Origin of the sequence: Phenylobacterium sp., from assembly GCF_036263695.1 — a bacterium.
Taxonomy (GTDB): domain Bacteria; phylum Pseudomonadota; class Alphaproteobacteria; order Caulobacterales; family Caulobacteraceae; genus Phenylobacterium.
On record NZ_DATAGM010000465.1, the window covers coordinates 1 to 10,918 of the forward strand.

The 10,918-nt window shown below is 69.9% G+C and carries 15 protein-coding genes; 6 read left to right on the top strand and 9 right to left on the bottom strand.

Features of this window, described 5'->3' with window-relative positions:
* Positions 1-37: 37 nt before the first annotated feature.
* Together VHK87_RS18710 and VHK87_RS18715 are read left to right on the top strand one after the other, a co-directional pair.
* Positions 38-607 (top strand): LemA family protein, encoded by a 570-nt coding sequence (locus tag VHK87_RS18710; RefSeq protein ID WP_329636408.1) that lies wholly within the window; start codon positions 38-40, stop codon positions 605-607.
* Complete coding sequence (locus tag VHK87_RS18715; RefSeq protein ID WP_329636409.1) at positions 588-1,808, top strand: DUF3137 domain-containing protein; 1,221 nt, start codon at positions 588-590, stop codon at positions 1,806-1,808. The genes VHK87_RS18710 and VHK87_RS18715 overlap by 20 nt, the downstream gene beginning before the upstream one ends.
* Before the next feature lie 273 nt (positions 1,809-2,081).
* Here VHK87_RS18715 and VHK87_RS18720 read toward each other — a convergent pair whose 3' ends face one another.
* The 7 genes from VHK87_RS18720 to VHK87_RS18750 form a co-directional block, all read right to left on the bottom strand.
* The gene (locus VHK87_RS18720; protein WP_329636410.1) at positions 2,082-2,711 is read right to left on the bottom strand and encodes a DUF4142 domain-containing protein; all 630 of its coding nucleotides are present in this window, start codon (positions 2,709-2,711) and stop codon (positions 2,082-2,084) included.
* 56 nt (positions 2,712-2,767) lie between these two features.
* On the bottom strand, positions 2,768-3,187 hold the full coding sequence (locus VHK87_RS18725) for a secondary thiamine-phosphate synthase enzyme YjbQ (RefSeq protein ID WP_329636411.1): 420 nt from the start codon (positions 3,185-3,187) through the stop codon (positions 2,768-2,770).
* 84 nt (positions 3,188-3,271) lie between these two features.
* Complete coding sequence (locus VHK87_RS18730) at positions 3,272-3,589, bottom strand: hypothetical protein (protein WP_329636412.1); 318 nt, start codon at positions 3,587-3,589, stop codon at positions 3,272-3,274.
* Positions 3,590-3,744: 155 nt separating this feature from the next.
* Complete coding sequence (locus tag VHK87_RS18735) at positions 3,745-4,041, bottom strand: hypothetical protein (protein WP_329636413.1); 297 nt, start codon at positions 4,039-4,041, stop codon at positions 3,745-3,747.
* A 52-nt stretch (positions 4,042-4,093) separates the two neighbouring features.
* The gene (locus VHK87_RS18740) at positions 4,094-4,366 is read right to left on the bottom strand and encodes an usg protein (RefSeq protein ID WP_329636414.1); all 273 of its coding nucleotides are present in this window, start codon (positions 4,364-4,366) and stop codon (positions 4,094-4,096) included.
* A 204-nt stretch (positions 4,367-4,570) separates the two neighbouring features.
* The gene (locus VHK87_RS18745) at positions 4,571-4,981 is read right to left on the bottom strand and encodes a YbaN family protein (RefSeq protein WP_329636415.1); all 411 of its coding nucleotides are present in this window, start codon (positions 4,979-4,981) and stop codon (positions 4,571-4,573) included.
* 352 nt (positions 4,982-5,333) lie between these two features.
* Positions 5,334-6,242: an NAD(P)/FAD-dependent oxidoreductase gene (locus VHK87_RS18750; RefSeq protein WP_329636416.1), complete on the bottom strand. Its 909-nt coding sequence runs from the start codon at positions 6,240-6,242 to the stop codon at positions 5,334-5,336.
* A 380-nt stretch (positions 6,243-6,622) separates the two neighbouring features.
* Between VHK87_RS18750 and VHK87_RS18755 the strand changes: the two genes are divergently transcribed.
* The 3 genes from VHK87_RS18755 to VHK87_RS18765 are packed head-to-tail and all read left to right on the top strand — an operon-like array spanning position 6,623 to position 8,446.
* Positions 6,623-6,889, top strand: coding sequence for a hypothetical protein (locus VHK87_RS18755; protein ID WP_329636417.1), 267 nt, complete (start codon positions 6,623-6,625; stop codon positions 6,887-6,889).
* A gap of 47 nt (positions 6,890-6,936) precedes the next feature.
* A complete protein-coding gene (locus tag VHK87_RS18760; protein WP_329636418.1) occupies positions 6,937-8,136 on the top strand; it encodes a YihY/virulence factor BrkB family protein in 1,200 nt (399 codons plus the stop codon).
* 55 nt (positions 8,137-8,191) lie between these two features.
* Positions 8,192-8,446 carry a DUF3297 family protein gene (locus VHK87_RS18765; RefSeq protein ID WP_329636419.1) on the top strand — a complete coding sequence of 85 codons (255 nt, stop codon included), beginning with the start codon at positions 8,192-8,194 and terminating at the stop codon, positions 8,444-8,446.
* Between the two features lie 31 nt (positions 8,447-8,477).
* Here VHK87_RS18765 and VHK87_RS18770 read toward each other — a convergent pair whose 3' ends face one another.
* Together VHK87_RS18770 and VHK87_RS18775 are read right to left on the bottom strand one after the other, a co-directional pair.
* Positions 8,478-9,278, bottom strand: a complete 801-nt coding sequence (locus VHK87_RS18770; RefSeq protein ID WP_329636420.1) for an SDR family NAD(P)-dependent oxidoreductase — start codon at positions 9,276-9,278, stop codon at positions 8,478-8,480.
* 2 nt (positions 9,279-9,280) lie between these two features.
* Entirely contained in the window at positions 9,281-9,844 is a 564-nt protein-coding gene (locus tag VHK87_RS18775; protein ID WP_329636421.1) for a carboxymuconolactone decarboxylase family protein, read from the bottom strand.
* 126 nt (positions 9,845-9,970) lie between these two features.
* Here VHK87_RS18775 and VHK87_RS18780 point away from each other — a divergent pair.
* On the top strand, positions 9,971-10,918 hold a 948-nt coding region (locus VHK87_RS18780), incomplete at its 3' end, for an amidase family protein (protein ID WP_329636422.1).

Below are 10,918 nucleotides of genomic sequence, written 5' to 3' on the forward strand. Positions count from 1 at the left end.
TGGTAGGTTCCACGAACCGCGGTCTGGGGGACGTCGAATGAACCTTTGGCTCTGGCTCGTCTTGGCCGTTGCGCTGATCGGGCTCTACGTCTGGTACGCCGTCATCGTCACCCGCAGGAACAGGGTCAGCGAGGCCCTGGCCGGGATCGACGTGCAGCTCAACCAGCGCCACGACCTGATCCCAAACCTGCTGGCGATCGCCCGCCGGTTCATGGAGCACGAGAAGGGGCTGCTCGAGGAGATCACCGAACTGCGCGCCCGCGCCGCCGGTCCCGTGCGGCCGGGCGATCCTCAGATCGCCGAGAAGTTCAGCGCTGAGGCGGCGCTTGGGGCGCGGATGGACGCCTTGTTCGCCGTGGCCGAGAACTATCCCGAGCTGCAGTCGCATGCCCCGATGATCGAGGCGCAGCGGGGCTATCAGGAGGTCGAGACCAACATCGCCGCCGCCCGCCGCTTCTACAACGCCGCCGTCGCCGATCTGCGCAACGCCGTCCAGATCTTCCCCGGCCAGCTCCTCGCCGGCTTGGCGGGCGTTGGAACGCCGCCGCCGTTCTTCGAGGTGGAGGCCAAGGTGCGTGCGCCGGTCAATGCCACCGACCACCTCTAGCCCGGCGGCGGCCGGGACGCCGCGGAGCCGCGGGGCCGGCCTTGCGCTGATGGGCGTCCTGGTCGCCGCAGCGGCGGTGTTCGTCGCACTGGTGGTCGCCGTCCTCGCCCGGGCCTCGAACGCCGCGGACCTGATCGGCGGGTTGTTCGCCGCCGCCTTCACCTCGCTGCTCTTCGCCGGGCTGGGCGCCTGGGCCCTGCTCACCCTGCTCCGCCCTCCTCGCGACGATCAGGTGGACGGCGCCAAGGCCGAAGAGCTGGCGGCGCTGCTTGGGGACACGCTGAGAGAGCTGGAGATCGTGCGCACCGAGACCGCGCGACGGATTTCGGCCCGGGCGGCGCTCGGCGTCCCGGCCGGGGTGGCCCTGGGTCTCGCCGCCTGGATCGCGGGCCTGTTCGGCGACGACCCCAGCGACATCGTCGACCTTCTGACCCTGACCTTCGGCGGCGGGGCGGTGGGCTACTTCTGGGCCGCGCACAAGCTCAGCGAGGCCTATCGCAGGCGCTACAAGGCCAAGGTGCTTCCGGCGCTCGCCGCCCAGTTCGGCGCGCTGAGCTACCGCCCCGCGATCTCGCCCGACCTCGCCGCGCTGCGCCGTCAGCGGATCTTCCGCGAGTTCGACGCCGCCACCGCCGAGGACGAGATCCATGGGACTTACCGCGGCGTGCCAGTGCGCATTGTCGAGCTGAAGCTCACCGTCGGCTCCGGCAAGAACCGCCGCACGGTCTTCGACGGGCTGGTGACCGAGCTCGAGCTGCCCCGTGGCCTTTCCGGCACGACGGCGGTGATCGCCGACGGCGGCGCCTTCGGCAACCTCGTCGACCGGATGCGAAGCTCCGGAGCCGAGCGGGTGCGGCTGGAGGACCCGGCCTTCGAGGCGCAGTACGAGGTCTATGGGACCGACCAGATCTCCGCCCGGGCCCTGCTGACGCCGGCCTTCATGGAACGGTTCATGGCGCTGAGCGGCCTGCCCGGCTTCGTGCGCCCACTGGCGCTGGCCGAGGACAACCGCCTCACCGTGGTGATGTCGAAGGCGGCCGGCGGCGACCTCTTCGAGCCGCCGGACTATCGCAAGTCCGCCGCCAGCCGGCAGGCGCTGGTCGAACTGCACGACGACGTCGCCGCCGTGCTGCGGCTGGCCGACGCGCTCATCGAGCTGGACCATCTCACCAGCTCGGCGGCCCGCGACGTCGCCTCCTGACCGCTGCATCGACCAGATGCTGACGCCCATCGCCACCGCGGCGGCGGAGAGCCAGATCATCCGGGCCTGGGCGATGTGCGCGCGCACACGCCGGAACAGGTCCAGCGCCGTCCACGACCCCAGCACCGCCACCAGCAGCGAAAGCCCGACAAAGGCGGGGTCGTGTGGGCTCGTCATCTACTCGCCGTAGGCGGGCGCCGCACCAATGGCGCCCCGCCTACGGATATACGACAGCCGCGCGCGTCCAACCGACGCGGCGGGGCGAAAGTGAATCTACTTGGCCGGCGCCGCCGCGCCTGCCGGGGCCGCTTCCGCCGCGCCTTGCATGCCGCGGACGTGCTCGAGGTGCTTCTGGATCACTGGCGCGGTCTTCGTCGCGAAGGCCTTCAACCCGGCGTCGCCGCCGTCCTGCGCGAAGCCGCTGTGCAGGTTCAGCGCCTCTTCGTGGGCCGAGATCTGCTGCGTGATGAAGGTTCGGTCGAAGTCGGCGCCCGAGGCCGCGCGCAGGTTGTCGATCATGCCCTTGCGGCGCTCGTCCATTTCGGTGGGGGGCGTCTGTCCGGCCGCGGTGACCAGCGGCTTCATCTCAGTCGAAGAGGCCGTGTGATCCTTGACGATCATGCCGCCGAACTCTTTCACGGCCGGAGACTGGCCCTTTTCCTGGGCCAGCTTGCCGGCCTCGATCTCGTACATGTCGCTGATCGCGGCGTTGGTGACATAGCCCTCGACCGTTTGGCCGAGCGTGGCGGCCGACACCGTACCGACGGCGGCGCTCATGGCGTCCTGCGCCTTGTTCACCGGTTCGGTCTGACCGGGGCTTTCGGCGGTCTCGGTCTCGTTACGTTGGCAAGCAGAGAGCGTCAGGGCGACGGCGGCCACGCCGACGAGAAGGGGGCGGATCATCAGGCATCTCCCGTTTAGGTTTGTGACGGAACAACTGCGGCGCCGCTTTGTTCCGGTCACTCTCCCAGGAGGTGCAGCACGACCTCGCGCCTATGCGGCGCCCGCCGGTGCTCGAACAGGTAGACGCCCTGCCAGGTCCCCAGCGCCAGACGTCCCCCGCTCAGCGGAACGGACAGCTGCACTCCCGTCAGCACCGAGCGGATGTGGGCCGGCATGTCGTCGGGCCCTTCGGCGTCGTGGATGTAGCGGCCGGGGTCCTCGGGCGCGATGCGGTCGAAGAAGGCCTCCAGGTCGCGCCGCACGTCCGGGTCGGCGTTCTCCTGGATGGTCAGGGATGCGGAGGTGTGCCGGCAGAAGAGGGTCAGCAGCCCCTCCGCCATCCCCTGCGCTTCCGCCCAGCGGCGCACGTCTCGGGTGATCTCCACCAGGCCGCGGCCAGGGGTCTCTACGCGGATTTGGGTGAGCGCCTGGCGCATGGCTGCAGATCCCGCACGGAAGGACCGGCGGCGATCAATCCCCTCGAACGCGGACGATGTCGAGGGGGCGCGTGGGCGCCTGGGTCAGGAGCGGCGAAGCCGCAGGGGCTCGCCCGCCTCCCGCTGCTGCGGCCGCAGCTCCGGCCGGCGTTCCATCGGACCGATGGCGGCCAGCCTGACGACCTGCTGGTGGGCTTCGTCCTTGCGCGGTTCGCCCAGCGGCAACGGCTCGGGATCGACCTCCACCGGCCGCACTTCCAGCGGGCTCAGCGGGTGCTCGGCGCCGTACCAGGCGTTGTGGCGGGCGCAGTAGGCCTCGGCCAGTTCCTTGCTGTTGAAGACGCCGAGCGGGATCTTGGGAAGGCGTCCGCCGACCACGAGGTGCATCTCGCGTCTCGCCATGGGGCGTCCTCTCCATCCTGACGCTCTTCGGCGCCCAAGAGCCGCCCCCAGCTCCGGCAAGGTTTTTGACATAACAACCGCCTGTTGTCTTGGCGCTTTTCGTCGCGGTCGGGGCCGGTCCGCGGGATAGCTCCTCAGGCTGGGCAGGGCCCGCTTCATCCTCCGCCCCCGGTCCCTTCTGCTTGGTAAATAAAATTCACCAGGAACACCCGCTCGCCCCGGCCGTGCCGGGCGGTCGCCATCAGGTCCTCAAGGCTGTCGAACCCGGACCGCCGCGCCAGCTCGGGCGTCACGTCCGCCAGATCGATCTCGGTGAGGCCCGTCACCTCCACATGACCGGGCCCGAGCGGATAGCGCCCGCCGACCCGCACGCGCGGCGTCATCCAGATCCGCACGCTGCAGGTCACCTCGCCGCGCATGATCGGCGCGCGCAGCCGCTTGGCGAAGGTCATGGCCTCAGCCTAGCGCCGCCGATCGAGCGACGTCATCGGGGCGCCCGGTTGCTCAGTTCAGCTTGAAGCTCGCGCCGACCGCCTTGAGTTCCGCCGGGCGGATCAGGCGGGCGTGGGCGACGGTGACAGAGTGCAGCATGCCGTCGAGTTTGTGGGACCAGAAGTCCAGGAACTTGTGGAGCACCGGGAACTTCGGAAACAGGTCGTACTCCTGCCAGATGTAGCTCTGCAGAAGCGCCGGGTGGTCGGGCATGTGGTAGAGGATCTCGGCCGTGGTCAGGCCGTAGCCTTCGAGCTGCTTACGGAACTCGATCGAAGCGGTCATCTATTCACCTCGACTTGGTCGCATCGAACATACAACGCACAAGGTCGAGTGTGGCGCCGACTCGTATGAATAGACAATAAAGGCTGTTTTGGCACTCGCAGCATTCGAGTGCTGCCAGAGCAGGTGATGCCGGCGCGATCACTTGGCGCGTGCAGATAAAGCAGCGAACGCCCACTGGCAAGGCGCCGGGCGGGCGGCCGACGATCAACTCGGACGGGTGAGGACGAAAGCGGCGCCCGCCAGGACGACCACCGAGGCGATCGCCGGGGCGAGCGGCCCATCGGAGCGCCAGATGACGATCCCCAGGCCCACGGCCATGCCGATCACCGCGATGACTTTGGCGCGCACCGGAATCGCCCGCCGCTCGTCCCAGTCCCGCAGCAGCGGCCCGAACCTGGGGTGGGCGTAGAGCCGCTCGCCCAGCTCCGGCGAGCCCCGCGCGAACGCCCACACGGCCAGCAGCAGGAAGACGGTGGTCGGCATCAGGGGGAGGACCGCCCCGATCGCACCCAGCCCCACGAAGGCGAACCCCAGCAGACGGTAGAACAGCACCTCGGCCCGCCCGCGGGCGCGTCTGGGCGTCTGGGCCTGCTCGGGCGGCTCGCTGGGGCTCATCGGCCGCGGACTATGCCACATCCTTGGCGGCGCGCGCGGCCAAAGCCGGGATCAGTCGGCGCCCGACTCCGCTGGCTCGGCCGACCGCGCGATCTCCCGGATCACGCAGGCAGCGGCGATGGCCTTGGTCGGCGCCTCCCCGCTGGCCTGCACCTCACCGGACACGTCGTACGCCCTCCAGGCCCAACCCTCATCGCAAGGCTCTATGCGATATCCGAACTCCGCCTCAGAGGGCATCGACAACTCCGCAAGCCGTTTTCTGGCTTGGGAGAACGAGGACTCGGCGGACGCGTTCCGCAGTCTGCCCAAATGATGTGCAGGCTTAGGCACTTATGGGTGCGCGCCTGAGGCGCTAGATCCCCCGCGAGCGCAGCTGATTGTGGATGTCCGTGGCCGCGATCGCGGCCTCCCCTTCGGCGGTGCTGATCTGGTTTAGGCCGCGCACCAGGTCCCCGGCGGCGTACAGTCCGGGCACGCTGGTCTCCTGGTGGTCGCCGACGATCAGCCGGCCGGAGCCGTCGAGGCGGGCGCCCGCCTGCTGGGCCAACTCCGTGCGCGGGCGCACGCCCATGGCCGAGTATATGACGTCGAAGCGCCGCGGCTCACCTGGGCCGAAGTGCAGCGCCTGGATCTTCTCCTTCTCCAGCACCACCCGCTCGCAGGACGTCTCGATGACCTCCACGCCGGCCCTGGCCAGCTTGTCCCGCTCGGCGCCCTCGAGCGTAGAGGGATCGCCTATGTGGATCAGGGCGACGCGGTCCGAGTATGTCGTCAGGAATATCGCCTCGCGGGCGGCATGCGCGCCCTCCCCGATGACGCCGACGCTCTGACCCTGCACCTCGTAGCCGTCGCAGATCGGGCAGATGCGGATCAGGGTTTCACGCACGCAGCCCTCGATGTCCGGCAGCGGCGGCTCGATGTCGTCCACTCCGCAGGCGAGCAGCACGTTCCGTGCGCGGACCTCCTCCCCGTCGACGGCCAGGCGGAAGAGGTCGTCCTCCACCTTCAGCGCCTGGGCCCGGCCGGGGCGAATTCGCGCGCCGTACTTCTCCGCCTGCACCCGCATCCGGCGCAGAAGCTCCAGGCCGTTCACGCCGTCCGGGAAGCCCGGGTGGTTGTGGCTGACCGGGATCCAGGCGGCGCGGCTGTCGCCGGAGTCGAGGACCAGGAAGTTGCGCTTGAACCGGCCGAGGTAGATCGCCCCGGTCAGGCCCGCGGGGCCTGCGCCGACGACGACGGCGTCAAGAATGTCATTCGACAAGGGGGTGCATCTCCGATGACCCCTGAGAACGCCGCGTTCACCCGATGGCTCCAACCGATCACGGCTCGCGGGGGTAGCCGTCGGCAGACAGCTCCAGGGCGCCCGCTGCCGGGTCGTGGTGAAACAGCAGCCCGCCGCGGCCGCGCCCGCCGCCGGCAGATAATCGACGGTCACAGGCCGCCGCTCGATCTCGGCGCCGCCCGCGGTCAGCACGCCGGTGACCTGGATCTCGGCGGCCCGACGGCGCCCGCCGTTCCGGGCCTCGATCTGCCCCTCCCCAAGGCGCAGGCAAGCTGCACCTTGCCGCAGAATCTCATTTGATGGATCGGCTGCGCGGGCCGCCGCGTTGCGATACCAAGCCCATACAGGACGAACAGCCCATGACCCTCCTGCCCACGGGACTCTTGCCGCGCCGGCGAAGGATGTTCGAGCAGTTGAAACAGGCCTCGCGGCCGATGCGCACCCGCGCCGCCGTCGCCGCCCAGGTGGGCGGCTATGGCCTGCAGCGGGCGAGGTCCGCCCCATTGCGCACCACAGCCGCCCTGGCTCTGGTGGGGATCGCTGCGGCGCTGGCGACCAGCCCGAGGGCCCGGGAGGCGATCCGTCGGTCGGTCTCGCAGCTCTCCGGAACGCTGCGCCGCGGCTGATCATTGGTGATGCACGACTTCGTGCAACATCAATGGGATCAGCGACGGTGGCCGCTCAGCAGAACCTCGGACATTCCCGTCGGCGCGGGCTCGCGCCCTGGCTGGGCCTCGGCTTGGTGCTGGTCGCACGCAGGCGCCGTCACGCGCCGATCATAGAGCGGTCGACGCACCCCCAGTCGGCGGAGCCGGAGCGCAGCTTCGCTCCGCCGCCCATCTCCGCCCGCGCGCCGCAGCCCACGACGGACGCGCCTGCCGACAGCGAGGCCGAGCGGGGACGACGCGCGGACAAGCCCTCAGAGATTCCCGCCAAGGGCTGGAAGGACATTCTGTGGCGGACGGTGAAGGAATACGGCGACGACGACGTCGCCTCGTGGGCCCGCAGCATCGCCTTCTCCGGCATCCTGGCCCTGTTCCCGGCGCTGGCGGCGTTCGTCGCCATCTACGGCCTGTTCGCCGACATTGAGACGGCCCGCAGCCACCTGGCCGGCCTGACCGGCGTCATACCGGCCGACGCGGCGACCTTCATCGGCGACCAGATGGTGCGTATCGCCGCCGCCAATGACGCGGGGCTGGGCCTCACCTTCCTCATCGGCGTGCTGCTGTCGCTGTGGAGCGCGAACTCCGGGATGAAGGCGCTCTTCAAAGGCCTGAACATCGCCTACGACGAGGAGGAGAAGCGGGGCTTCATCAAGCTGAATCTCGTGACGCTCGCGTTCACGCTCGGCGGCATTCTGTTCGTTGCGCTGGCGATGGGGGCGATCGTCGTCGTGCCGGTCGCCCTGGAGGCCCTGGGCCTTGGCGGCGGCGCGCAGGCCCTTGCGCTGCTGCGCTGGCCGATCCTCCTGGCGCTGGTTGTGGGGGGCTTGGCCCTGCTCTACCGCTACGGGCCGAGCCGTGACGAGCCGAAATGGCGGTGGGTGACCTGGGGCAGCGTCGCGGCCACGGTGATGTGGATCGTCGGCTCGCTGCTGTTCTCGTGGTACCTCGGCAACTTCGCGGATTACAACAAGACCTACGGCTCGCTGGGCGCGGTGTTCGGCTTCCTGATGTGGCTGTGGCTCTCGGCCGTGGTCGTGCTGTTCGGCGGCGAGCTTAACGCCGAGATCGAGCACCAGACCGCCAAGGACAGCACCGAAGGCCCGGCCAAGCCGATGGGGGCGCGCGGCGCGGAAATGGCCGACACCGTGGGCGAGGCCAAGGAGGGGAGCCTCCTTCCTGAGGCGATCGCGAAACGGCTGCGCCACTAGGCACAGGGGCCGAGCCGCACTAGGAGGGGCGCAAATCCAGTTTGCGAGCCGCCCCATGAGCGACACCCCGCCCGACCGCCTCTCCGCCCACCCGAAGAGCCCCTTCTACGACGAGGCGCTGCTGATGCGCGGCGTTGGCATCAAGTTCAACGGCGAGGAGAAGACCAACGTCGACGAGTACTGCGTCAGCGAAGGCTGGATCCGCGTCTCCGTCGGCAACAAGGTCGACCGCAAGGGCAACCCCCTGACGCTCAAGCTCGAGGGCAAGGTCGAGCCCTACTTCAAGTCCGAAGCGCCGGAAGAGCAATAGACCTCCCCCTGCTGAGCGGGCGGAGAGGTCATCAAGCGATCCGCACGCTCCCGCCTCCATCCACAGGCAGTATCGCGCCGGTGATGAACTTGGCTTCGTCGGAGGCCAGGAACAGGGCCGCGTAGGCGGTGTCCCAGGCGGTGCCCATCATGGCGCCCAGCGGCACGCGGGCGTTGCGCTCCTCGCGGACGGCCTGGGGCGTGCGCCCGCTCGCCCGGGCGATGCCTTCGATGGCCATGGGTGTGTCCATTAGGCCCGGCGTGATGGCGTTGCACCGCACCTTGTAGCGGCCGTTGGCCTGGGCGACCGAGGTGGTCAGTCGGTTCACCGCAGCCTTTGAGACCTCATAGGCCACCTGCCCGCCGCCGGCGATGCTGGCCAGGGACGAGATGTTGACGATGGCGCCGGCGCCCTTCTCCCGCATCGGCGAGAGCGCCGCCTTGGTCATTAGCCAGGTCCCCTTCAGGTTGACGTCGAGGATGCGGTCGAAGGCGGCCTCCTCGATGCGGTGAGCCGGCCCGTCACCGCCGCCGATGCCGACGTTGTTGACCAGGATGTCGATGCGGCCCCAGCGGTCCAGGGCCGCCTTGGCGACGGCTTCGCACTCCGCGGCCTTGACGATGTTGGCCTGCAGGGCGAGGGCCTTGCCGCCCTCGCCCTCGATCATCGCCGCCGTTTCCTGCGCCCGTTCCAGCACCCGGTCGACACAGAGCACCTCGGCGCCCTCCCGGGCGAACAGCACGGCGATGGCCCGCCCGTTGCCGATGGTTTCGCCAGGCGTCTGGCCGGCGCCGGAGACGATGGCGGCCTTGCCTTCAAGACGGCCCGCCATGCTCAGAACCCTTTCAGGTCCGGATCGAGGGTTTGCCCCTCGTCCAGTTGCACGCCGAAGCTGTTCAGCATCATCGAGACCTGGGTGTACTGGCCCGCCGTGAACACCACGTCCATCTGCTGCTTCTGATCGAAGTGCCTGCCGAGCTGGGCCCAGGTGGCGTCGGTGATGAACTGGTCGTGGTGCAGTTCGTCGGCGGCGCGCAGCAGCGCCTGGTCGGCCTCGCTCCAGCCGGGGGCGTCGGCGCCCTGCTTGATCCGCTCGATCTCGTCCTTGGTGAGGCCGGACCGCTCGCCGATCGGCACGTGCTGGGTCCACTCGTAGCCGGACCTGCACAGGTAGCCGATCCGCAGGATGACGATCTCCCGCTCACGGGCCGGCAGGCCGTTGCGGCGCGACAGGATGTAGTTGCCCCAGCCCATGAAACCGCGCATCGCCTTGGGCTCGCGCACCAGCGTGCGGAAGATGTTCAGCACGCGTCCGCCGAACGGCTCCAGCTGCTCTTTCTGGTCGGGGGTCAGCTCCTCGTCGCGGACAGGCTGGATCCTGGGCGCCGTCAGACGCATGCGCGCCTCCCTCTCTCTTCTGGTTGGTTGCGGCCAAGATGCACGGCCCCGGGGCCGGCGCAAGCAAGGCTCAGCGTTTGACGACGCCGGCCATGGGCGCCTCAATCCAAGGCAGGGAGAACCGCCATGGCCTTGAACAGCTACCCCGCCGCCACCGTCCGCCAGTTGCGCGCCGCGCTCGATGCGCGCGAGGTCAGCGCCGAAGAGCTGGCCGAGGCGGCCATCGCGCGGATCGAACGGCTGGATGGGCCGATCAACGCCGTCGTCGTCCGCGACTTCGAGCGGGCGCGGGCCACCGCCCGGGCGGCTGACATGGCGCTGCGGGCGGGCGAGCGGATGCCGCTGCTGGGGGTGCCGATGACGGTGAAGGAGTCGTTCGGCGTCGCCGGACTGCCGCACACCTGGGGGGCCGAGTGGTTCCGCGAGATGACCGCGGCGGAGGACGCGGTGACCGTGTCCCGGCTGAAGGCCGCCGGCGCGGTGATCCTGGGCAAGACCAACGTGCCGCCGATGCTGGCCGACTGGCAGTCGAACAACCCGATCTGGGGACGCACCTGCAATCCCTGGGACCTGACCCGCTCGCCGGGCGGCTCCTCCGGCGGCTCGGCGGCGGCGCTGGCGGCCGGTTACGTGCCGCTGGAGTTCGGCTCGGACATCGGCGGCTCGATCCGCGTGCCGGCCGCCTTCTGCGGCGTGTTCGGCCATAAGCCGAGCTACAAGCTCGTGCCGACCCGCGGCCATGGCCTGCCCGGCCTGGAAGGCGAGGAGGCGCCGCTGGCGGTCGTGGGGCCGCTGGCCCGCACGGCCGAGGACCTCGCCCTGGCTCTGGACATCGTGGCGGGGCCCGATGTGGACATGGCGGTGGGCTACCGCCTGGCTCTGCCGGCGCCGCGCCAGACAAAGCTCTCCGGCTTCCGGGTCCTGATCCTCGACCGGCACCCGGCGGCGGCCACCGACGGGGCCATCCTGTCGGCCCTGAGCGGGCTGGCGGACGAGCTGAGCCGCGCCGGCGCCAGGGTGGTGCGCGGCCACCCGGACCTGCCAGACCTCGGCGCGGCGATGGAGGCCTACCTC